At 69.9% G+C, this 21,851-nt stretch carries 19 protein-coding genes and 1 pseudogene; 17 read left to right on the top strand and 3 right to left on the bottom strand.

The window, feature by feature from the left end; translation table 11 throughout:
• Positions 1–107 precede the first annotated feature (107 nt).
• From VJ693_RS22685 to VJ693_RS22610, 16 genes and pseudogenes are all read left to right on the top strand, one after another.
• A complete protein-coding gene (locus tag VJ693_RS22685; protein WP_324157995.1) occupies positions 108–1,577 on the top strand; it encodes a form I ribulose bisphosphate carboxylase large subunit in 1,470 nt (489 codons plus the stop codon).
• A gap of 35 nt (positions 1,578–1,612) precedes the next feature.
• Positions 1,613–2,053: a ribulose bisphosphate carboxylase small subunit gene (locus VJ693_RS22680; protein WP_324157993.1), complete on the top strand. Its 441-nt coding sequence runs from the start codon at positions 1,613–1,615 to the stop codon at positions 2,051–2,053.
• 3 nt (positions 2,054–2,056) lie between these two features.
• A complete protein-coding gene (cbbX, locus tag VJ693_RS22675) occupies positions 2,057–3,034 on the top strand; it encodes a CbbX protein (RefSeq protein ID WP_324157992.1) in 978 nt (325 codons plus the stop codon).
• Positions 3,035–3,058: 24 nt separating this feature from the next.
• Positions 3,059–4,153 carry a class 1 fructose-bisphosphatase gene (locus tag VJ693_RS22670; protein ID WP_324157990.1) on the top strand — a complete coding sequence of 365 codons (1,095 nt, stop codon included), beginning with the start codon at positions 3,059–3,061 and terminating at the stop codon, positions 4,151–4,153.
• A gap of 13 nt (positions 4,154–4,166) precedes the next feature.
• Complete coding sequence (locus tag VJ693_RS22665) at positions 4,167–5,051, top strand: phosphoribulokinase (RefSeq protein ID WP_324157988.1); 885 nt, start codon at positions 4,167–4,169, stop codon at positions 5,049–5,051.
• Positions 5,052–5,068: 17 nt separating this feature from the next.
• Complete coding sequence (gene tkt / locus VJ693_RS22660) at positions 5,069–7,135, top strand: transketolase (protein ID WP_324157986.1); 2,067 nt, start codon at positions 5,069–5,071, stop codon at positions 7,133–7,135.
• Positions 7,136–7,163: 28 nt separating this feature from the next.
• A complete protein-coding gene (locus VJ693_RS22655; RefSeq protein WP_324157984.1) occupies positions 7,164–7,880 on the top strand; it encodes an HAD-IA family hydrolase in 717 nt (238 codons plus the stop codon).
• Positions 7,880–8,665 carry an HAD-IA family hydrolase gene (locus VJ693_RS22650; RefSeq protein WP_324157982.1) on the top strand — a complete coding sequence of 262 codons (786 nt, stop codon included), beginning with the start codon at positions 7,880–7,882 and terminating at the stop codon, positions 8,663–8,665. Before VJ693_RS22655 ends, VJ693_RS22650 begins: the two co-directional genes overlap by 1 nt.
• Positions 8,666–8,696: 31 nt before the next feature.
• Positions 8,697–9,734 carry a class II fructose-bisphosphate aldolase gene (gene fba, locus VJ693_RS22645; RefSeq protein ID WP_324157980.1) on the top strand — a complete coding sequence of 346 codons (1,038 nt, stop codon included), beginning with the start codon at positions 8,697–8,699 and terminating at the stop codon, positions 9,732–9,734.
• 121 nt (positions 9,735–9,855) lie between these two features.
• On the top strand, positions 9,856–12,882 hold the full coding sequence (locus tag VJ693_RS22640; protein WP_324157978.1) for a transglycosylase domain-containing protein: 3,027 nt from the start codon (positions 9,856–9,858) through the stop codon (positions 12,880–12,882).
• A 6-nt stretch (positions 12,883–12,888) separates the two neighbouring features.
• Positions 12,889–13,122, top strand: a pseudogene (locus VJ693_RS22635) (aldehyde dehydrogenase family protein); the annotation flags it as partial.
• A gap of 29 nt (positions 13,123–13,151) precedes the next feature.
• The gene (gene hpaI / locus VJ693_RS22630) at positions 13,152–13,958 is read left to right on the top strand and encodes a 4-hydroxy-2-oxoheptanedioate aldolase (protein WP_324158002.1); all 807 of its coding nucleotides are present in this window, start codon (positions 13,152–13,154) and stop codon (positions 13,956–13,958) included.
• Positions 13,959–13,976: 18 nt separating this feature from the next.
• Entirely contained in the window at positions 13,977–15,041 is a 1,065-nt protein-coding gene (locus tag VJ693_RS22625; RefSeq protein WP_324157977.1) for a tartrate dehydrogenase, read from the top strand.
• Between the two features lie 7 nt (positions 15,042–15,048).
• Positions 15,049–15,825: a ferredoxin--NADP reductase gene (locus VJ693_RS22620; protein ID WP_324157975.1), complete on the top strand. Its 777-nt coding sequence runs from the start codon at positions 15,049–15,051 to the stop codon at positions 15,823–15,825.
• Between the two features lie 308 nt (positions 15,826–16,133).
• Positions 16,134–16,529 (top strand): hypothetical protein, encoded by a 396-nt coding sequence (locus tag VJ693_RS22615; RefSeq protein ID WP_324157973.1) that lies wholly within the window; start codon positions 16,134–16,136, stop codon positions 16,527–16,529.
• 226 nt (positions 16,530–16,755) lie between these two features.
• The gene (locus tag VJ693_RS22610) at positions 16,756–17,487 is read left to right on the top strand and encodes a GH12 family glycosyl hydrolase domain-containing protein (protein WP_324157971.1); all 732 of its coding nucleotides are present in this window, start codon (positions 16,756–16,758) and stop codon (positions 17,485–17,487) included.
• 10 nt (positions 17,488–17,497) lie between these two features.
• Here VJ693_RS22610 and VJ693_RS22605 read toward each other — a convergent pair whose 3' ends face one another.
• A complete protein-coding gene (locus tag VJ693_RS22605; protein ID WP_324157969.1) occupies positions 17,498–18,238 on the bottom strand; it encodes a siderophore-interacting protein in 741 nt (246 codons plus the stop codon).
• A 97-nt stretch (positions 18,239–18,335) separates the two neighbouring features.
• Positions 18,336–19,238: a 4-hydroxy-tetrahydrodipicolinate synthase gene (locus VJ693_RS22600; protein WP_324157967.1), complete on the bottom strand. Its 903-nt coding sequence runs from the start codon at positions 19,236–19,238 to the stop codon at positions 18,336–18,338.
• Between the two features lie 284 nt (positions 19,239–19,522).
• Between VJ693_RS22600 and VJ693_RS22595 the strand changes: the two genes are divergently transcribed.
• On the top strand, positions 19,523–21,043 hold the full coding sequence (locus tag VJ693_RS22595; protein WP_324157965.1) for a protein adenylyltransferase SelO: 1,521 nt from the start codon (positions 19,523–19,525) through the stop codon (positions 21,041–21,043).
• On the opposite strand, the gene VJ693_RS22590 is transcribed toward VJ693_RS22595, so the two are convergent.
• Positions 21,009–21,851: a YihY family inner membrane protein gene (locus VJ693_RS22590; protein ID WP_324157963.1), complete on the bottom strand. Its 843-nt coding sequence runs from the start codon at positions 21,849–21,851 to the stop codon at positions 21,009–21,011. The genes VJ693_RS22595 and VJ693_RS22590 overlap by 35 nt on opposite strands.

Raw genomic sequence — 21,851 nt, 5'->3', positions numbered from 1 at the left:
CCGATCTAACTTCAAACGAAGAAAGACTGACTGTCGTTTAATTTTGTACGAACTTATATTGCCTTCACCGCGGCGTCAATCGCCGCTCACCCCACCGGAGGCAGCCCGTGAACAAACCCGTCGAGACCGGCGTCATCACTGACGCGAAGAAGCGTTACAGCGCCGGCGTCCTGAAATACCGCCAGATGGGCTATTGGGACGCTGATTACGTGCCCAAGGACACCGACGTCATCTGTCTGTTCCGCATCACCCCGCAAGAAGGGGTGGACGAGATCGAGGCCGCCGCCGCCGTGGCCGGCGAGTCGAGCACCGCGACCTGGACGGTCGTCTGGACCGACCGCCTGACCGCCTGCGACAGCTACCGCGCCAAGGCCTACAAGGTCGAGCCCGTACCCGGCACGCCGGGGCAGTTCTTCGCCTGGGTTGCCTACGACCTGGTGCTGTTCGAGGAAGGCTCGATCGCCAACATGACGGCCAGCCTGATCGGCAACGTGTTCAGCTTCAAGCCGCTGAAGGCCGCGCGGCTGGAAGACATCCGCATCCCGGTGGCCTACGTGAAGACCTTCAAGGGCCCGCCGACCGGCCTGATCGTCGAGCGCGAGCGCCTGGACAAGTACGGCCGCCCGCTGCTGGGCGCTACCACCAAGCCCAAGCTGGGCCTGAGCGGGCGCAACTACGGCCGCGTGATCTACGAGGGCCTGAAGGGCGGCCTCGATTTCATGAAGGACGACGAGAACATCAACTCGCAGCCCTTCATGCACTGGCGCGACCGCTTCCTCTACGTGATGGACGGCGTCAACAAGGCCAGCGCCGCCACCGGCGAGGTCAAGGGCAGCTACCTCAATGTGACCGGCGCGACGATGGAAGACATCTACGAGCGCGCCGAGTTCGCCAAGGAACTGGGCTCGGTCGTGATCATGCTGGACCTGGTGATCGGCTGGTCGGCCATCCAGAGCATGGCCAACTGGGCGCGCAAGAACGACATGATCGTCCACATGCACCGCGCCGGCCACGGCACCTACACGCGGCAGAAGAACCATGGCGTGAGCTTCCGCGTGATGACCAAGTGGCTGCGCCTGGCCGGCGTCGACCACCTGCACACCGGCACGGCCGTCGGCAAGCTCGAAGGCGACCCGATGACGGTGCAGGGCTACTACAACTGCTGCCGCGACAGCTACACCCGGCAGGACCTGCAGCGTGGCCTGTTCTTCGACCAGGACTGGGCCGACACGAAGAAGGTCATGCCGGTGGCCTCGGGCGGCATCCACGCCGGCCAGATGCACCAGCTGATCGACCTGTTCGGCGACGACGTGATCCTGCAGTTCGGCGGCGGCACCATCGGCCACCCGGCCGGCATCCAGGCCGGCGCGGTGGCCAACCGCGTGGCGCTGGAGTGCATGGTCAAGGCCCGCAACGAGGGCCGCGACATCAAGAACGAGGGCCCCGAGATCCTGCAGAAGGCCGCCCAGTTCTGCACGCCGCTGAAGCAGGCGCTCGAGACCTGGAAGGACGTGTCCTTCAACTACGCGTCGACCGACACCAGCGATTTCGCCGTGACCCCGGCCGTCGCCGCCTGAACGCCCCTGACGCCACTGACGCAAGGACCGCCACCATGATGACCAACCCCACCGGCCGCATCACCCAGGGCCAGTTCAGCTTCCTGCCCGACCTGACCGACGCCGAGATCGCGCTGCAGATCGACTACGGCCTGGCCAAGGGCTACGCCTGGAGCGTCGAATACACCGACGACCCGCACCCGCGCAACACCTTCTGGGAGATGTACGGGATGCCGATGTTCGACCTGCACGACGCCGCCGGCGTGATGCTGGAGCTGAAGTCGTGCCGGGCCGCCTTCCCGAACCACTACATCCGCCTGATGGCCTTCGATTCGACGCGCGGCATCGAATCGATCGCGATGAGCTTCATCGTCAACCGCCCGGCGCGCGAACCCGGCTTCAGCCTGCAGCGGCAGGAGGTCAACGGCCGCACGATGCGCTACACGGTGCACAGCTACGCCACCGACCGGCCCGAAGGCGAACGCGCGGGGAGCTGAACCATGGCGCAGCCGCTGTATGCCATCCCGGGGAGTGCCATCTCCGGCAGCGCCGTGCCGGCCGATGCCGCCCCGCTGAGCCCGGCCGTGTCTGACGCCCCGGCGCGCACCGTCGCCGAGGTGCTGGCCAGCAGCCAGGTCGAGGCGGTGATCGACGAGCTCGAGCGCGACCTCGTCGGCCTCGCGCCGGTCAAGCAGCGCATCCGCGACATCGCCGCGCTGCTGGTGATCGACAAGCTGCGCCTGAACCAGGGCCTGGCCGCGCAGGCGCCCAGCCTGCACATGTGCTTCACCGGCAATCCGGGCACCGGCAAGACCACCGTCGCGCTGCGCATGGCCGAGATCCTGCACCGGCTGGGCTACGTGCGCAAAGGCCACCTGGTGGCCGTGACGCGCGACGACCTGGTCGGCCAGTACATCGGCCACACCGCGCCGAAGACGCGCGAGGTGCTGAAGAAGGCCATGGGCGGCGTGCTCTTCATCGACGAGGCCTACTACCTCTACCGCCCCGAGAACGAGCGCGACTACGGCCAGGAAGCGATCGAGATCCTGCTGCAGGTGATGGAGAACCAGCGCGACGACCTCGTCGTGATCCTCGCCGGCTACAAGGACCGGATGGACACCTTCTTCAAGTCCAACCCCGGCATGGCCTCGCGCATCGCGCACCACATCGACTTCCCCGACTACGCGCACGGCGAGCTGCTGCAGATCGCCGAACGCATGCTGGGCCAGATGAACTACCACTTCGGCGACGGCGCGCGCGACGCCTTCGACGACTACCTCTCCCGCCGGCTCACGCAGCCGCACTTCGCCAACGCCCGCAGCGTGCGCAACGCGCTGGACCGCGCGCGCCTGCGCCAGGCCAGCCGCCTGTTCGCCGACCGCGAGCGCGAGCTGACGCGCGACGACCTGACGACGATCGCGCCGGACGACATCCGCGCCAGCCGGGTGTTCGCCGCACCGAGCACCGCGCCGAGCTGATCACGAGAACAACTGGAGACTTCGATGAGCCACATCACCGCCGCGCCCCACCGCTGGACGCTGACCCGCTACCTGATCGAGCAGCGCCGCCGCTTCCCGCAGGCCAGCGGCGACCTGAACGCGCTGATCCTCGACGTGTCGCTCGCCTGCAAGGCGATCGCCCGCATCGTGGCGCAGGGCCAGCTTGGCGATGCACTGGCACCCGTTTCCACCGCCGTCAACGTGCAGGGCGAGCAGCAGAAGCCGCTGGACGTGATGAGCAACGAGCTGTTCATCCGCATGAACGAGTGGAGCGGCAACCTGGCCGGCATGGCCTCGGAAGAGATGGACGAGCCGCGCCAGATCCCCGAGGCCTTCCCGCGCGGCAAGTACCTGCTGGTGTTCGACCCGCTGGACGGCTCCAGCAACATCGACGTCAACGTTTCGGTCGGCAGCATCTTCTCGATCCTGCGGGCACCGGCCGACAGCGTCGACACCGGCCGCGCGCTGACCGAGGCCGATTTCCTGCAGCCCGGCGCGGCGCAGGTGGCTGCCGGCTACGCGCTCTATGGCCCGACGACGATGTTCGTGCTCAGCGTGGGCAACGGCGTGGCCGGCTTCACGCTGGACCCGAACCTCGGCGAGTTCGTGCTGACCCACCCCGACATCCAGGTGCCCGAGGACACCCACGAGTTCGCGATCAACACCTCGAACAGCCGCTTCTGGGAGCCGCCGGTCAAGCGCTACGTCGACGAATGCCTGGCCGGCTCGACCGGCACGCGCGGCAAGGATTTCAACATGCGCTGGATCGCCAGCATGGTGGCCGAGGCGCACCGCATCCTGATGCGCGGCGGCGTCTTCCTGTACCCGCGCGACACCAAGGATCCGGCCAAGCCGGGCCGGCTGCGCCTGCTGTACGAGGCCAACCCGATCGGCTTCCTGATGGAGCAGGCCGGCGGCCGTGCCAGCACCGGGCGGCAGCCGATGCTGGGCGTCAAGCCGAGCTCGCTGCACCAGCGCATCGGCCTGGTCTTCGGCTCGCGCCACGAAGTCGAGCGCATCGAGCGCTACCACCACGAGCCGGCCACGCGCGAGCCTGAAGCGCCGCTGTTCGCCGCGCGCAGCCTGTTCCGGGATTGAGGAGGGAATCACCATGTCAGAACGCCACCCCATCATCGCGATCACCGGTTCGTCCGGCGCCGGCACCTCGTCGGTCACGCGCACCTTCGACAACATCTTCCGCCGCGAGGGCGTGAAGGCGGCCGTCATCGAGGGCGACAGCTTCCACCGCTTCGACCGCAAGGAGATGCGCGCCCGGCAGGCCGAGGCCGAGAAGGCCGGCAACACGCACTTCAGCCACTTCGGGCCCGAGAACAACCTGTTCGCCGAACTGGAGCAGCTGTTTCGCAGCTACGGCGAGACAGGCACGGGGAAAAGCCGCAAGTACCTGCACGACCCCGTCGAGGCCAAGCCGTACAAGCAGGACCCGGGCACCTTCACGCCCTGGGAAGACCTGCCCGAAGGGACCGACATGCTGTTCTACGAGGGCCTGCACGGTGCCGTCGTGACGCCCGAGGTCGACATCGCGCGCCACCCTGACCTGCTGATCGGCGTGGTGCCGGTGATCAACCTCGAGTGGATCCAGAAGCTGTACCGCGACAAGAACGTGCGCGGCTACTCGGCCGAGGCGGTGACCGACACCATCCTGCGCCGCATGCCCGACTACGTGAACTACATCTGCCCGCAGTTCACCCACACCCACGTCAACTTCCAGCGCGTGCCCATCGTCGACACCTCGAACCCGTTCATCGCCCGCGACATTCCGAGCGCCGACGAAAGCATCTGCGTGATCCGCTTCGCCAACCCCAAGGGCATCGACTTCCCCTACCTGCTGAACATGATCAACAACGCGTGGATGTCGCGTGCCAACACCATCGTCGTGCCCGGCGGCAAGATGGAGCTGGCGATGCAGCTGATCTTCACGCCCTTCATCTGGCGCATGATGGAGCGGCGCAAGCGCGCTCTGGGTGCCATCTGACCGAACAGGAGGCACCGATGAGTTCCGAATCGACCGAGCGCGTGCTGCGCCCCGACAGCGGCCGCTACGACCCGCAGGCCAATGCGCTGCGCGCGCTGGCCATCGACGCGGTGCAGGCCGCCAATTCCGGCCACCCCGGCGCGCCGATGGGCATGGCCGAAATGGCGGTTGCACTATGGGGCCGGCACCTGCGCCACGACCCCGCCGACCCGCAGTGGCCCGGCCGCGACCGCTTCGTGCTGAGCAACGGCCACGCGTCGATGCTGCTGTATGCGCTGCTGCACCTGACGGGCTACGACCTGCCCGTCGAGGAGCTCAAGCGCTTTCGCCAGCTGCACAGCAAGACGCCGGGACACCCCGAGGTGGGCGTCACGCCCGGCGTCGAGACGACCACCGGCCCGCTGGGCCAGGGCCTGGCCAACGCGGTCGGCATGGCGCTGGCCGAGAAGCTCCTCGCGGCCGAGTTCAACCGGCCCGGCCACGCGGTCGTCGACCACCACACCTATGTCTTCCTCGGCGACGGCTGCCTGATGGAAGGCGTGAGCCACGAGGTGTGCTCGCTGGCCGGCGTGTGGGGCCTGAACAAGCTGGTCGCGCTGTACGACGACAACGGCATCTCGATCGATGGCCCCGTGGCCGGCTGGTTCGGCGACGACACGCCCGGACGCTTCAAGGCCTACGGCTGGAACGTGATCGGCCCGATCGACGGCCACGATGTCGATGCGGTCGACGCGGCCATCGCACAGGCCAGGCAGTCGGCGACGGGCCCGACGCTGATCGTCTGCCGCACGACCATCGGACGCGGCTCGCCGGCTCGCGCCGGCACAGCCAAGGCGCACGGCGAGCCGCTGGGCGCCGACGAGATCCGCGCCACGCGGGCGGCCATCGGCTGGCCGCATGCGCCGTTCGAGATTCCCGCCGACATCGCCGCGCGCTGGAACGCGCGCGAGCGCGGCGCGGCGCTGCACGCCCAGGCCGCCGAGCGCATGAGCGCCTACCGCGCCGCCCACCCGGCGCTGGCGGCGGAGCTCGAGCGGCGCCTGGCCGGCGAGCTGCCGCACGATTTCGCCGAGACGGTGCTGGGCGCGATGAGCGAGTTCGGCGCGTCGACCACGGCCGTGGCCACGCGCAAGGCCTCGCAGCAGGTGCTGGCGCGGCTCGCGCCCAAGCTGCCCGAGTTGCTGGGCGGCTCGGCCGACCTGACCGGCTCGAACCTGACCGATTTCCCAGGCTGCGGTGCGGTGAAGGCCACCAACGACGTCGGCCTTGGCGCCGGCCGCCACGTGCACTACGGCGTGCGCGAGTTCGGCATGGCCGCGGTGATGAACGGCCTCGCGCTGCACGGCGGCTTCGTGCCCTACGGCGGCACCTTCCTGACCTTCTCCGACTACAGCCGCAATGCGCTGCGCATGGCCGCGCTGATGAAACAGCGCGTGGTGCACGTCTTTACCCACGACTCGATCGGCCTGGGCGAGGACGGGCCGACTCACCAGCCGGTCGAGCACGCGGCCAGCCTGCGCCTGATCCCGGGGCTGGATGTCTGGCGCCCCTGCGACGCGGCCGAAACCGCGGTTGCGTGGACCGAGGCGCTGGCCCGGCGCGACCAGCCGTCGGCCTTGCTGCTGTCACGCCAGGCGCTGCCGGCCCAGGCCCGCGGGCCCGAGCAGGTGCTGGCGATCCGCCGCGGCGGCTACGTGCTGAGCGACCGTGCCGGCGCGCGCGCGGCGATCCTCGCCACCGGCTCCGAGGTCGCGCTGGCGATCGAAGCGCAGAAGCTGCTCGAGGAGCGCGGCATCCCGGTGCGCGTGGTCTCGCTGCCGTCGAGCACGGTGTTCGACCGGCAGGATGCCGACTGGCGCGAGACGGTGCTCGGCCGCGGCCTGCCGCGCATCGGCGTCGAGGCCGGCGTGACCCGCTGGTGGGGCCAGTACGGCTGCGTCGCCGGGCTGGGCGTCGACCGCTTCGGCGAATCGGCACCGCAGGGCGCGCTGGCGGCTTTCTTCGGCCTGACCGCGCAGGCGCTGGCCGAGCTGGTGCAGGCCCACGCGAGCGCGCCGCAACCCACGCTCGCGGCCCAAGGCTGAGCAACGACCAAGCAAGGAGCCCCGCCCCATGGCGTATGACCTCATCAGCTTCGACCTCGACGGCACCCTGGTCGATTCGGCCAGCGAGATCGCCGAGGCGGCCAACCGCGCGCTGGCAGACCACGGCATCGCGCCCCGGCCGACGCGCGACATCACGCTGTTGATCGGCGCCGGCACGCGCGAGCTGATGCTGCGCCTGCTGGCCCAGGCCTTTCTTGACGAGCCGCCGCTGGTGCAGTGCACGGATGTCGACGCGGTGCTGGCCCGGCTGGACCACCACTACGCGCAGACCGCCGGCAGCTCGGCCGTGCCCTACGGCGGCGCCCGCGCGGCGCTGGTGCAGCTGAAGGAGGCCGGCGTCAAGCTGGCTTGCGTCAGCAACAAGGAAAGCCGCCACCTGCGCCGCGTGCTGCAGGCCACGCGCCTGGACCGCTTCTTCGACCTCGTCGTCGGCGGCGACACCTGGGACGAGAAGAAGCCGCACGGCAGCGTGCTGGCGCGCGTGGCCCGCGAGCTGCGCGTCGACACCCGCCGCATGGCGCACGTCGGCGATTCCAGCCTGGACGTGCAGGCCGCCCGCAACGCCGGCGTGGCCGCCTGGGCCGTGCCCTACGGCTACAACGCCGGGCGGCCGATCGAGGAGGAGAAGCCGCAACGCGTGTTCCGCAACCTGCTCGAGGTGGCGGCGCACACCCTCGCCCAACGGCGGACGAACCCGCTGAACGTTTCGATGAGGGCTGCTTGATGCAGGACTTGAAAGCACTGCTGTGGGACGTGGACGGCACGCTCGCCGAGACCGAGCGCGACGGCCACCGCGTCGCGTTCAACCTCGCCTTCGAGGCGATGGACCTGCCGTGGCGCTGGAACGAGGCGCGCTACGGCGAGCTGCTGCGCATCACCGGCGGGCGCGAGCGCCTGCTGCACGACATGGCCACCCGCACCGACGCCCCGGTGCTGGCCGGCCAGCGCGAGGCCCTGGCGCGCGAGCTGCACCGCCTGAAGAACACCATCTATGCCGACATCGTGCGCGGCGGCGCGCTGCCGCTGCGTGCTGGCGTGGCCGAGCTGATGGCCGATTGCCGCGAGGCCGGCGTGCGGCAGGCCATCGTCACCACCACCAGCCGCAGCAACCTCGACGCGCTGCTGACCCAACACCTGGGCCCGCGCTGGGCCGACGGCTTCGCCACGCTCGTCTGCGGCGAGGACGTGCAGCGCAAGAAGCCCGACCCCGAGGCCTACCAGCTGGCCGTGAAGGCACTCGCCCTGTCGCCGCTGCAGGCGGTGGCGATCGAGGATTCGCCCGGCGGCGTCGCCGCGGCGCGCGCCGCCGACGTGCCGGTGCTGGTCGTGCTGAGCCACTACTTCGCCGACGCGATCATCGACGGCGCGTTCGCCATCGGCCCCGGCCTGGACCGGCGGCGCGGCTGGCGCCCGGCCCTCGGGGCCGGCAACGGCCCCGAGGGCCGCGTCACGCTGGCCGACATCGCCGCCTGGCGCACCGAGATGGACTCGCTGTCCCATCCGGCCTGAAACCGACCACAACCTCTCGAAGGAGATTCCGATGGCTCTCGTCTCGTTGCGCCAGGTGCTCGACCATGCGGCCGAACACGACTACGGCGTGCCCGCCTTCAACGTCAACAACCTGGAGCAGATCCAGGCCATCATGGAGGCCGCCGAGCAGGCCCAGGCGCCGGTGATCCTGCAGGCCTCGGCCGGTGCGCGCAAGTACGCCGGCGAAGCCTATCTGCGCCACATGGTGCTGGCCGCCGTCGAGGCCCACCCCGACATCCCGATCGTGCTGCACCAGGACCATGGCGCCACGCCGGCGGTCTGCCAGCAGTCGATCCGCTCGGGCTTCACCAGCGTGATGATGGACGGCTCGCTGCGCGAGGATGCGAAGACCCCCGCCAGCTACGACTACAACGTCGAGGTCACGCGCAAGGTCTGCGAATTCGCGCATGCAGTGGGCGTGTCGGTCGAGGGTGAGCTCGGCTGCCTCGGCTCGCTCGAGACCGGCACCGCCGGCGAGGAAGACGGCGTCGGCGCCGAGGGCGTGCTCGACCATGCCCAGCTGCTGACCGACCCCGCGCAGGCCAAGGACTTCGTCGAGCGCACCGGGGTCGATGCGCTGGCCATCGCCATCGGCACCAGCCACGGCGCCTACAAGTTCAGCCGCCAGCCGACCGGCGACATCCTCGCGATCGACCGCATCGCCGCCATCCACGCGCAGATCCCGAACACCCACCTGGTGATGCACGGCTCGTCCAGCGTGCCGCAGGAGTGGCTCGAGATCATCCGCCGCTTCGGCGGGCAGATCCGCGAGACCTTCGGCGTGCCGGTCGAAGAGATCCAGCGCGGCATTCGCCATGGCGTGCGCAAGGTCAACATAGACACCGACATCCGATTGGCCATGACCGGCGCGATGCGCCAGGTCTTCGCCGAGCAGCCGGAGGAGTTCGACCCGCGCAAGGCGCTGCTGGCCGCCAAGGCCGCTGCACGAGGCATCGTCAAGGCCCGCTTCGAGGCTTTCGGCTGCGCAGGGCAGGCACCGCGCATCAAGCCCGTGCCGCTGGAAGCGATGATCCGCCGCTACGCCTGAGAAGGAAAGCCGCGGGCGCGCCCCTGCGGCTTGGCAGCAACGGTGCCCTGCATCACCGTTGAAGGTGCCGGGTGCTGCGCCGCACAATGGGCCGGGATGAACCCCTCGGCTCAGTGTGTAGATGACCTCGTCCGTCGCGAAGCCTAGCCCGGCGCGCAAGCGCTTCGGTCGCTGGACCTGGGCGGCCGTCCTGCTCATCGTGGTGCTCGCCGCCGCCGCGTTCGTCGTCGACGAGGCGCAGACCTCGCGCCGGCAGGCGGCCTGGCTGAGCGGCCTGTCGTCGCAGCTTCGCTACGACGTGAAACCGGGCCCGAGCACGGCGATTCGCTTCCCCGGCGAGGGGCCCTTCGACGAGCGCCTGGGCTACCACGGCCTGCCCCAACTCGTGCAGCGCCTGCAGACCCAGGGATTCACCGTGGCGGCTCAGGCCAACTGGTCGCCCAAGATGATCGAGGTCGTCGATGAGGGCCTGTTCGCGCCCTACCGCGAGAAGCCGCAGGCCGGACTGACGCTGAGCGACTGCCACGGGCAGGCGCTGGCCCTCGCACGCTACCCCGAGCGCACCTACTGGCGCTTCGAGGCGGTGCCGCCGCTGCTGGTCGATTCGCTGCTCTTCATCGAGAACCGTGAACTGCTCGACCCGCAGTATCCGATGCGCAACCCCGCCGTCGAGTGGGACCGTTTCGGCAAGGCGCTGGCCGACCAGGCCCTGCGCCGCCTCGACGACTCGCACAGCGCCGCCGGCGGCAGCACCCTGGCCACGCAGATCGAGAAGTACCGCCATTCGCCCGAGGGCCGCACCGACACCGCGGAAGAGAAGCTGCGCCAGATGGCCTCGGCCTCGCTGCGCGCCTACCTCGATGGCGAGAACACGCTGTGGCGGCGCCGGCAGATCGTCGTCGACTACCTCAACAGCGTGCCACTGTCCGCCAAGGCCGGCTTCGGCGAGGTCAACGGCCTGGGCGACGGCCTGTGGGCCTGGTACGGGCGCGACTTCGGCGAAGTGAACCGGCTGCTCACCCCCCCTGCAGTGAATCCACGCAGCGCGCTGGCCTTCAAGCAGGCGCTGTCGCTGATGGTCGCGCAGCGCCGCCCCTCGTACTACCTGGCCGAAGGCGCGCCGGTGCTGCGCCAGCTGACCGACAGCTACCTGCGCCTGATGGCCGATGCCGGCGTCATCACGCCGGCCCTGCGCGACGCGACGCTGCCGCTGGCCCTGCCGCTGCGGGCCCAGTCCGCCGTCGCGCGGCCCGCCTCGTTCATCGAGCGCAAGGCGGCGAACGCCGTGCGCGGCAAGCTGCAATCCGTGATGGCGATCCCGCGCTCCTACGACCTCGATCGCCTCGACCTGTCGGTCGCCAGCACCCTGGACGGCGAATTGCAGCGTGCGGTCACCACGCTGCTGCGCAGCCTGGGCGACCGCGAGGCGGCGCACGCCGCGGGGCTGTACGGCTTCCGGCTGCTGAGCGAGGAAGATGACCCCAGCAAGATCACCTTCAGCTTCACGCTGTTCGAGCGCGGCGAGCGCAGCAACCTGCTGCGTGTGCAGACCGACAACCTCGACCAGCCCTTCGACCTCAACGAAGGGGCGCGCCTGGACCTCGGCTCGACCGCCAAGCTGCGCACCTTGATCACCTACCTGGAACTGGTGGCCGAGCTGCATGGCCGCTACAGCGGCCTGTCCCCCGAGGAGCTCGCTGCGCTGAAGATCAGCCCGCGCGACCCGCTGAGCCGCTGGGCGCGCGACCACTTCGCCCGGCTGGGCAAGGGCGGCGACAAGAGCCTCCCGGCGATGCTCGAGGCGGCGATGCAGCGCAGCTACTCCGCCAGCCCCGCCGAAGGCTTCTTCACCGGCGGCGGCCTGCACCACTTCGACAACTTCGAGCCCGAAGACAACCACCGCACGATGACCGTGCGCGAAGCCCTCACCCGTTCGGTGAACCTGGTGTTCATCCGCCTGATGCGCGACATCGTGCACCACGTGATGGCGCGCAGCGAAGGCGAGAGCGCCGCGCTGATCGACGACAGCTCGAACCCGCTGCGCCAGCAGTACCTGTCGCGCTTCGCCGACAAGGAAGGGCGCGAGTTCGTCGCACGCTTCTACCGCAAGTACGCCGGCAAGCCCGGGCCCGAGATCGAGGCCCAGCTCGTGGCCGCCACCAGGGCATCGCCCACGCGCCTGGCCGCCGCGCTGTATGCGCTCGAGCCCGACGCGAGCCTGGATCGCCTCGGGGCCTTCATCGAGCGCTATCTGCCGCAGACCGATCTCTCGCCGGCGGCCCTGCAGGCGCTGCGCGACAAGCTCGGCCCGGATCGCTGGTCGCTGGCCGACCGCGGCTACCTGGCCGGCGTGCACCCGCTGGAGCTGTGGGTGGCGGCCTATCTGCGCGAGCATCCCGGCGCGACGCTGGGCGCGGCCGTTGCCGCCAGCGTCGCGCAGCGGCAGGAGGTCTACCAGTGGCTGTTCAAGACCCGCCACAAGGGCGCCCAGGATGCGCGCATCCGCAACCTGCTGGAAGTGGAGGCCTTCGGCGAGATCCAGAAGGCCTGGCGGCGCCTGGGCTATCCCTTCGAATCGCTGACGCCTTCCTACGCGAGCGCACTGGGCGCCTCGGGCGACCGGCCCGCGGCGCTCGCCGAGTTGATGGGCATCGTCGTCAACCGCGGCATGCGCTTGCCGATGACCCGGGTGACCTCGCTGCAGTTCGCGCAGGGCACGCCGTTCGAGACGCGCCTGAGCTACCAGCCGACGCAGGCCGAGCGCGTGCTCGCGCCGGAGATCGCCGACGTGGTGCGGCGCGCCGTGATCGGCGTGGTCGAGGAGGGCACCGCCAAGCGGTTGAAGGGCGCGCTGGTGCGGCGCGACGGCAGCGTGGTGGAGATCGGCGGCAAGACGGGCACCGGCGATCACCGCTTCGACACCTACGGGCGCGGCGGCCAGCTGCTCTCGTCGCGCGTCGTCAACCGATCGGCCACCCTGGTCTTCCTGATCGGCGAGCGCTACTTCGGCACGATGATGGCCTATGTGCACGAGCCCTACGCCGAGAACTACCGGTTCACGAGCGCGATGCCCGCCCAGTTGCTGAAGACCCTGGCGCCGGCGCTGAAGCCGCTGGTCGACGGCGACGGCTGCAGCAGCGCCGAGTGAGGGCCCGTCATCGACGACGCCAATCTGGATGCCGCCGTCGAGGGCTTGATGGTCGCGCGCATCTGGCGCGTGGCCGAGGCGCTGGAGACCGGCATCGCCGGCTTCAACGAAGGTGCGCAGGCGGCAGAAGCCGCGCCCTTCGGCGGGGTCAAGGAATCGGGGTATGGTCGCGGGGGCTCGGTCCACGGCCTGGACGACTACCTGCACGTCAAGTACCTCTGCCAGGGTGGCCTGGCTTGAACACCACGCTGCCCGCTTCACGCTCGGAGATGTCGATGCCCAACCCCTTCAAGGCCGCGCTGGCGCGGCGCGAGCCGCAGATCGGCCTGTGGCTGTCGATGGCGCAGCCCTACAGCGCCGAGATCTGCGCCACCGCCGGCTTCCAGTGGCTGCTGATCGACGGCGAGCATGCACCGAACGATGTCCGATCGACCCTGGCGCACTTGCAGGCGGTGGCCCCCTACCCCGCCCAGCCGGTGGTGCGCGCTGTCAACGGCGACCCGGCGCTGATCAAGCAACTGCTCGACATCGGCGCGCAGACGCTGCTGGTGCCGATGGTCGAGACGGCCGAGCAGGCCGCTGCGCTGGTGGCCGCCACACGCTACCCGCCGCAGGGCATCCGCGGGGTCGGCGCGGGGGTCGCGCGGGTGTCGCGCTGGGGCGCGCGCCGCGACTACCTCGAGGTGGCCAACGACGAGACCTGCCTGCTGGTGCAGGCCGAGACGGTGACGGCGCTGGACAACCTCGCAGCGATCTGCGCGGTCGACGGCGTCGACGGCGTCTTCATCGGCCCGGCCGACCTCTCGGCTTCGATGGGCCACCGCGGCCGCCCCGGCCACCCGGACGTCCAGGCCGCGATCGACCGGGCGATACGCACGATCACGGACAGCGGCAAGGCCGCCGGCACGCTAACGTCCGACCTCGCGCTGGCTCGCCGCTACCTCGAGCTCGGCGCCCGCTTCGTCGCCGTCGGCATCGACGTGACGATCCTGGCCCAGGCCAGCCGCAAGCTGGCCGCCGAGTTCGGCCTCGGCAGCGAGGCCGGCATGGCCGCCGCAGGCGCCAGCGCCTACTGAAACACCCTGGAAATCTCCATGAGCAAGACCTACAGAATAGCCGCCATCCCTGGCGATGGCATCGGCAAGGAAGTGATGCCCGAGGGCCTGCGCGTGCTCGAGGCCGCGTCGCGCCGCTTCGGCTTCGAGATCGCCACCACGCCCGTCGAGTGGGCGAGCTGCGACTACTACCTGCAGCACGGCAGCATGATGCCGACCGACTGGAAGGCGCAGCTGCAGGGCCAGGACGCGATCTACTTCGGCGCCGTCGGCTGGCCGTCCACCGTGCCCGACCACATCTCGCTGTGGGGCTCGCTGCTGAAGTTCCGCCGCGAGTTCGACCAGTACATCAACCTGCGCCCGGTGCGCCTGTTCGACGGCGTGCCTTGCCCGCTGGCCGGGCGCAAGGCCGGCGACATCGACTACTTCGTCGTGCGCGAGAACACCGAGGGCGAGTACACCAACCTCGGCGGCGTGATGTACGCCGGCACGGAGCGCGAGGTCGTGATCCAGGAGTCGGTCTACTCGCGCTTCGGCGCCGAGCGGGTGCTGAAGTACGCCTTCGAGCTGGCGAAGTCGCGCCGGCGCAAGCAGCTCACCGTCGCGACCAAGAGCAACGGCATCGCCATCAGCATGCCATGGTGGGATGCGCGCGCCGACGAGGTCGGCAAAGCCTACCCGGACGTGGAGGTCGACAAGCAGCACATCGACATCCTGTCGGCCCGCTTCGTGCTGCAGCCCCAGCGCTTCGACGTGGTGGTGGCCACCAACCTGTTTGGCGACATCCTGAGCGACCTGGGCCCGGCCACCACCGGCACGATCGGCCTGGCGCCCTCGGCCAACCTGAACCCCGAGCGCAGTTTCCCGTCGCTGTTCGAGCCGGTGCACGGCTCGGCGCCCGACATCTACGGCCAGAACATCGCGAATCCGGTGGCGATGATCTGGTCCGGCGCGCTGATGCTCGACTTCCTCGGCGAGAAGGCCGCCCACGACGCGATCGTCAAGGCCATCGAAACGGTGTTGGTCGAAGGCCCGCGCACGCGCGACCTGGGCGGCACGGCCAGCACCACCGAAATGGGTGAGGCCATTGCAGCGCTGATCTAATGCACCGATGAGTGCGTATTCAGTCGAGAAGGTCACCCACGTCCACCACTGGAACGAGTCGCTGTTCACCTTCCAGTGCACGCGCGATGCGGCCTTGCGCTTCGACAGCGGTCAGTTCGTGATGATCGGCCTGATGGTCGACGGCAAGCCGCTGATGCGGGCCTACAGCGTGGCCAGCGCGCACTACGACGAGCGGCTCGAGTTCTTCAGCATCAAGGTGCCCAACGGCCCGCTGACCTCGCGCCTGCAGCACCTGCGCGTCGGTGACACGGTGCTGGTCGGGCGCAAGGCGCACGGCACGCTGCTGATCCACGACCTGCTGCCCGGCAAGCACCTGTACCTGTTCGGCACCGGCACCGGCCTGGCCCCCTTCCTCAGCATCATCAAGGACCCGGCCGCCTACGAGCGCTTCGAGAAGGTCGTGCTGGTGCACGGCGTGCGCACGAAGAGCGAGCTGGCCTACGCGCAGATGATCGAAGAGGAGTTGCCCGGCAACGAGTTCTTCGGCGAGGACGTACGGGCCAAGCTCATCTACTACCCCACCGTCACGCGCGAGCCCTTCCGCAACCAGGGGCGCCTGACCGACCTGATGCACAGCAACAAGCTGTTCGACGACATCGGCCTGCCCCCGCTGGACCCGAAGGTCGACCGCGCGATGATCTGCGGCAGCCCCAGCATGCTGAAGGACACCTGCGCGCTGCTCGACGAGTACGGCCTGAAGGTCTCACCGCGCCTGGGCGAGCCGGGCGACTACGTCTTCGAACGCGCGTTCGTTGAGAAATGAAGCCCCCACGCCCCCTCTGGGAGCGCCTTGCAGGCCGCGCCGGGCCAGAGGCCCCGCCCCTCGCCAGGCAAGAACAGTCCATTGGGACTGTTCTTGTCCGGGCTCGGCCCCCCGAGGGGGCTCGCGCAGCGGACCGGCAAAGCCGGATCCGCGCACGCCACTTGAAGGGCGGCGGCTCCTTCGGAGCGCCTTTCTTCGTGGCGTCGGCGGTGTGCGTCGCGTGCCTCGTGTCCTCGGGGCCGAGTCTTGCGGCGCCGGCATTGCGCTGCACGGTCGCAGCGCCTGCGACTGTCACCGCCGGCGAGCCGGTGAAGCTGCGCTTCACGCTCAGCAACCCCGGCCCGGTGCCGCTGGCGATGCTGCGTTGGGACACGCCGTTCGAGGGCGCCTGGCTCGCGCCTTTCGTCGCGCTCTCGCGCGACGGCCGGGCGCTGCCTTATCGGGGGGCGGTCGTCCGCCGGCGCGCCCCCGATGCAACGGCCTACCTGCGCATCGAGGCCGGTGCCTCGGTCAGCGCCGAGATCGAGCTCGAGCCGGCCTACAGCGTGTCGGCCCCGGGGCGCTACCGCGTGCAGCCGAAGCTGCACCTCACGGACCTGCACGTCGCGCAGGCCGGGCCGGTCGAGCGGCCCGGCACCGAGCATCAAGGCGCCGACTTGCGCTGCCCCGCCGTGAGCTTCACCGTCGTCGCCGACACACACTGAACGAGCTCGCAGTGTGGCCCGCGGCGCACTGAACATCTGCCTCGTTGGTTGAGGGCCACGCCCGCCGCGCTTGGTAACCCGTTTGGAACCGAAAGCGCGGGATTGCCCCATGGCCGCGCCCGGGGCCGCGGGCTGGAATCGTCGCACGGACGGGCATTCGGGCCCGCTCCGCGTCGCTCACGGCGACTGCCCGCACACGTTCACCATCAACCACATCACAGAGACAATGAACGCACGCCAACGCCTGTTCGCCGCCGCCGCCCTGGTGGCCCTGACCGCCTTGCCCGCGCAAGCCGCCACCTGGTCGTCGTCCGACCAGTGGGGCTCCTGGAACAACGGGGGCTACACGCTCTACAACAACATCTGGGGCAGCGGTGCCGGCCCGCAGACCATCTGGGCCAACTCCTACAGCAACTGGGGCGTCTGGGCCAACCACCCGGCCACCGACGGCATCAAGTCCTACCCCAACGTCAGCCGCACCATCGGCAAGTCGATCAGCGCGATCAGCACGCTGAAGTCGACCGTGTCGGCCACCACACCGTCCGGCGGCATGTGGACCTCGACCTACGACGTGTGGGATTCGAGCCATGACCACGAGATCATGATCTGGCTGAACTACACCGCGGCCCCGGGCGCCACCAGCGGCCTGCCCCAGCCGATCTCGTACAACTGGACGTCAGCGGGTTACGCCAAACCGGTGTACACCAACGTGACGGTCGGCGGCAGCACTTGGAACATCTTCCGCGGCGACAACACCGCGAACTTGGTGTACTCGTTCATCCGCACCACCAAGACCAACAACACCACCGTCGACATCAAGGCCATCCTGAACTGGCTGATCAGCAAGGGCTGGATGACCGACACGACCCTCGGTGAAGTGCAGTACGGCTTCGAGATCAGCCAGTCGTCGGGCGGCAAGGACTTCCGCGTCAACAGCTACTCGGTTACCTCCAACTGACCCTGCGGCGTCAGCCGCCCGCGTCGGCGCTGTCGGGCTCCCCGGCGGCGCCGCGCTTCCAGTAGGCCGCCGCACGGATCGCACGCTTGTCGTGGCCTTTCTCGTCGACCAGGATGCGGCGCAGCTCGGCCATCGCGCCGCCCTCGCCGGCGGCCCACACATAACCTTCGCCCGGCGGCAGCGCGAACGCGCGGATCGCCACCAGGCAGGCCGCCTCGTCGGCCACCCAATCGAGCTGAAGATCGGCCGCGGTGGGCAGCTCGCGGCGGTCGGCCGGGTCGGCCGCCTGCAGGATCGCGAAGACCTTCGTGCCGGCCGGCAGCTCCTCGAGCCGGCGCGCGATGGCCGGCAGCGCCGTCTCGTCGCCGACCAGCAGGTGCCAGTCGTAGTCGGTCGGGATCAGGAACGAGCCGCGCGGGCCGGCCACGCGCAGCATCTGGCCCGGCTCTGCCGCCTCGGCCCAGGCGGAGGCGGGGCCCTCGCCATGCAGCACGAACTCGAGCACCAGCTCGCGCGCGGCGTTGTCGAAGCGGCGCGGCGTGTAGTCGCGCCGCGCGGGCTCGCCGGCGCCCGTCTCGATGAAGACCTTCACATGGTCCTCGAACGACGGGCTCGTGAAGTCGGCGAGCGACTCGCCGCTCAAGGTCACCGCCACCAGGTGCGGCGACACGCGCTCGACGCGCGTGACCTCCAGATCGCGAAACTTCAGTTCGTGGCGCACGCGCTGCACGCGGCCGAGGATGCTGCTCATGGGCGAAGGCCCGCGCGGGGCCAGTGGAGACTGTGGACTGTGCCCATCATGCCGCGGCCTGCTTGACCTTCCGGCAGGTGAGGCATCAGGCCTGCGCTCACCCGTGGCCCAGCGACGCGTCGATCGCTGCCAGGCGCTCGCGCAGCGCCGTCGACGCGCCGGTCAAGGGTGCGCGCAGTTCGCCGCGCATCATGCCTTGCCCCGCAAGCAAGGCCTTCAGCGGGCCCGGATTGGGCTCGGCGAACAGCGCTTCGATCAGCGGCACCAGCGGCCACCACAGGGCCCGCGCCGCCGACAGCTCGCTGCGCGCGAGCGCTTCCAGCACCGCGGCGAAGCGGCTCGTGTGCAGATGCGCGCTCGCGGCGATCGCACCGGCACCGCCCAGGGCCACGGTGCTGAAGATCTGCAGGTCCTCGCCCGCCAGCACCGCCAAGCGGCCATCGGCGATCAGCGCCTGTGTCTTGCCCGCATCGCCACCACAGTCCTTCACGGCCCGAATGTTCGGATGCGCGGCCAGCGCCAGCAGCGTCTCGCGCGTGATGACGGCGCCGGTGCGGTAGGGAATATCGTAGAGGATCAGCGGCAGCGCGCTCGCATCGGCCAGGCCCTCGAACCACGCGCGAAGCCCATCCTGCGAGGGGCGCACGTAATGCGGCGCCGGCACCAGCAGCCCGCACAGGCCCGGCACCTGCGAGGCCGCCAGCGCCGAGACCGACCGCACCCACGCGCGCGTGGCGCCGAGGTGGTAGCCGCTCAGGCCCATCATGAAGGGCCGGCCGCCTGCGTGGCGCGCCACGGTGGCCAGGCAGGCGAGTTGCTCGTCCTCGTCCAGCGCGGCGGCCTCGCCGGTGGAGCCGCAGACCACGAAGCCGGCCACGCCGGCCGGTGCCAGGCGTCGCGTCAGCGCGCCGAGCGCCTCATGGTCCACGGCGCCGCCGCGAAAGGGGGTGACGAGCGGCACCCAGAGGCCGGCGAAGGCGGCGGAAGTCTGTGTTGGCATGAAACGTCCTTTCAAGGTTGACCGAGGGTTCAACCGCCACAGGACGCACGAGGGGGGGGCGCAGTTCGCCACGAGGCGAATCCGGTTCCGTCGCTCATCCGACAACGGAACCGCAGCTCCGGTCAGATGAGCCGGGCTTTTTCTTTTTTCAGCGCGCGCACGCCAGCCACCGGGGTGGGCTGGGTCAGGGGGTGCGGGCGAGAAGACATGGCACGACTCTAGCAGCCTCAACCGCCGAGACACCTGCGCGAACGCGGCCAGCCCGTTCGCGGCACACTCGCGCCATGCACTCCTTCGGCTTCGACAACACCTACGCCCGCGACCTGCCCGGCTTCTATGCGGCCGTGCAGCCGGCGGCCGTGCCCGCGCCGCGGCTGCTGTTCCTCAACGAGCCACTGGCCATCGAGCTGGGGCTGGATGCCGCCGCGCTGCGCGGGGCCGATGGGGCAGCGCTGTTCGCCGGCAACGTGCTGCCCGAGGACGCCCAGCCCATCGCCCAGGCCTACGCCGGCCACCAGTTCGGCGGCTTCTCGCCACAGCTGGGCGACGGCCGCGCACTGCTGATCGGCGAGGTGATCGACCGCGCCGGCCGGCGGCGCGACATCGCCTTCAAGGGCTCAGGCCGCACGCCGTTTTCACGCGGGGGCGACGGCAAGGCTGCCATCGGGCCGATGCTGCGCGAGGTGCTGATCGGCGAGGCCATGCATGCCCTGCGCATCCCCACCACGCGGGCGCTGGCGGTGGCGGCCACCGGCGAGACGGTCCTGCGCGAGGTGGCGCTGCCCGGCGCCGTGCTGACGCGCGTGGCCGCCAGCCACCTGCGCGTGGGCACCTTCCAGTTCTTCGCCGCCCGGGGCGATCTCGACAAGCTGCGCCAGCTCGCCGACTACACCATCGCCCGCCACGACCCGGCACTGACCGGCACACCGCAGCAGGAGCTGGGCCTGCTGCGCGCCGTGGCCGAGCGACAGGCGAAGCTCATCGCCCAGTGGATGAACGTCGGCTTCATCCACGGCGTGATGAACACCGACAACATGGCGCTGTCGGGCGAGACCATCGACTACGGGCCCTGCGCCTTCATGGAGGCCTACGACCCGGGCACGGTCTTCAGCAGCATCGATCACGGCGGCCGCTACGCCTACGCCAACCAGCCCCTCATCGCGCGCTGGAATCTGGCGCGCTTTGCCGAGACGCTGTTGCCGCTGATGGCATCGGAGGATGACGAGGCCGCGATCCAGCAGGCCGTGGCCGGGGCGATGGAGGTGATCGATGCCTTCCCGGGCCTGTACGCGGCCGCGCTGCTGCAGGGCCAGCGCGCCAAGCTGGGGCTGTTCGCGCCCGCGGCTGCCGACGACCCGGCCGATGCCGCGTTGGCCGACGATTGGCTCACGCTGCTGCACGCGCAGTCGGTGGATTTCACGCTCGCCTGGCGCCATCTGGCCGATGGTGCCGCTGTGGCCGCAGGCCACGAGGCGCCGCTGCAAGCGCTGTTCGCCGACACGGCCCCGCTGCGGGCCTGGCTCGCACGCTGGCGCGAGCGCTGCGCGCTCGACGAGGTAGCCGGCGGCCCGCCGGCCGGCGAGCGCGCCGCCCGCATGCGCCAGGCGAGCCCCTTGGTCATCCCGCGCAACCACCGCGTCGAAGAGGCGCTGAACGCCGCCATGCACGGCGACGACCTGGCCCCCTTCGAGCGCCTGCTCGCCGCCGTGCGCCGCCCGTTCGACGACGACCCGGCCCTCGCGCCCTACGCCGAGCCGGCGCTCCCCGAAGTCACCGCCGGCTTCCAGACCTTCTGCGGGACTTGAGCGCAGCATCAGAGGGCCCCGCGTGTGCCAGATTCGCCGCGATGAGGGCCGCCGTCAGCGTGACGAGCCACGAGAAGTACACCCACAACAGGAAGACGGGCAGCGCCGCGAACGCCCCGTACACCGCCTTGTAGGTCGGGGCCTTGAGCACGTAGGCCGCGAAAGCGCGTTTACCCAGCTCGAATGAGATGCCGCCGAACAGCCCGCCGGCGATCGCATCGCGCCGCCGGACCTGGGTGTTCGGCACGAAGTAGAACAGGGCCGCCAGCCCCACCGCGCTGAGCGCCAGCGGGCCCAGGGTCAGGGCGAACCTGGCCCATGGCGGAATGGCCCCGATCAGGCCCAACGATGCACTCACCACATACGACGTCGCCCACAGGCTGGCCCCCAGCACGGGCGGCCCGATGGCCAGCATCAGCAGGTACAGGCTGACCCGCTTGATGAACGGACGCCCCCGTTTCACCTTCCAGATCTGGTTCAGCGCGTTCTCGACGGTGAGCAGCAAGGCGATCGCTGTCACCAGGGTGAACAGCGAGCCCACCAGGGTCAGGCCGTTCGCGTTCTCGACGAACTGATTCAGGTTCTTCAGAACCGTGCGCGAAATGTCTGCGGGGAGCAGACTCTTCAGCAGGACCTCCTCGATCGCACCCTCGAAGACCCTGAAGGCCGGAAACCGCGTGAACAGCGCCAGGCTCACCGCCAGAAGCGGCACGATGGACAGCACGGTCGTGAAGGTCAGGCTGCCGGCCACCTGGGCCAGGCGTTCTTCCCTCGCACGGCGCACGGTGAGTCGGGTCAGGCTGAACAT

Origin of the sequence: Ideonella sp., assembly GCF_035254525.1 — a bacterium.
Lineage (GTDB): Bacteria > Pseudomonadota > Gammaproteobacteria > Burkholderiales > Burkholderiaceae_C > Ideonella.
Note: the sequence above shows the minus strand (reverse complement) of the source record. Positions and strands in the feature narration are given on the sequence as shown.

Bases quoted from the DNA above. Each gene is read 5' to 3' on its own strand.
- VJ693_RS22680 (WP_324157993.1), top strand. From the start codon at position 1,613: ATGATGACCAACCCCACCGGCCGCATCACCCAGGGCCAGTTCAGCTTC.
- cbbX (WP_324157992.1), top strand. From the start codon at position 2,057: ATGGCGCAGCCGCTGTATGCCATCCCGGGGAGTGCCATCTCCGGCAGC.
- VJ693_RS22670 (WP_324157990.1), top strand. From the start codon at position 3,059: ATGAGCCACATCACCGCCGCGCCCCACCGCTGGACGCTGACCCGCTAC.
- VJ693_RS22665 (WP_324157988.1), top strand. From the start codon at position 4,167: ATGTCAGAACGCCACCCCATCATCGCGATCACCGGTTCGTCCGGCGCC.
- tkt (WP_324157986.1), top strand. From the start codon at position 5,069: ATGAGTTCCGAATCGACCGAGCGCGTGCTGCGCCCCGACAGCGGCCGC.
- VJ693_RS22655 (WP_324157984.1), top strand. From the start codon at position 7,164: ATGGCGTATGACCTCATCAGCTTCGACCTCGACGGCACCCTGGTCGAT.
- VJ693_RS22650 (WP_324157982.1), top strand. From the start codon at position 7,880: ATGCAGGACTTGAAAGCACTGCTGTGGGACGTGGACGGCACGCTCGCC.
- fba (WP_324157980.1), top strand. From the start codon at position 8,697: ATGGCTCTCGTCTCGTTGCGCCAGGTGCTCGACCATGCGGCCGAACAC.
- VJ693_RS22640 (WP_324157978.1), top strand. From the start codon at position 9,856: ATGACCTCGTCCGTCGCGAAGCCTAGCCCGGCGCGCAAGCGCTTCGGT.
- hpaI (WP_324158002.1), top strand. From the start codon at position 13,152: ATGTCGATGCCCAACCCCTTCAAGGCCGCGCTGGCGCGGCGCGAGCCG.
- VJ693_RS22625 (WP_324157977.1), top strand. From the start codon at position 13,977: ATGAGCAAGACCTACAGAATAGCCGCCATCCCTGGCGATGGCATCGGC.
- VJ693_RS22620 (WP_324157975.1), top strand. From the start codon at position 15,049: ATGAGTGCGTATTCAGTCGAGAAGGTCACCCACGTCCACCACTGGAAC.
- VJ693_RS22610 (WP_324157971.1), top strand. From the start codon at position 16,756: ATGAACGCACGCCAACGCCTGTTCGCCGCCGCCGCCCTGGTGGCCCTG.
- VJ693_RS22605 (WP_324157969.1), bottom strand. From the start codon at position 18,238: ATGAGCAGCATCCTCGGCCGCGTGCAGCGCGTGCGCCACGAACTGAAG.
- VJ693_RS22600 (WP_324157967.1), bottom strand. From the start codon at position 19,238: ATGCCAACACAGACTTCCGCCGCCTTCGCCGGCCTCTGGGTGCCGCTC.
- VJ693_RS22595 (WP_324157965.1), top strand. From the start codon at position 19,523: ATGCACTCCTTCGGCTTCGACAACACCTACGCCCGCGACCTGCCCGGC.
- VJ693_RS22590 (WP_324157963.1), bottom strand. From the start codon at position 21,851: ATGTTCAGCCTGACCCGACTCACCGTGCGCCGTGCGAGGGAAGAACGC.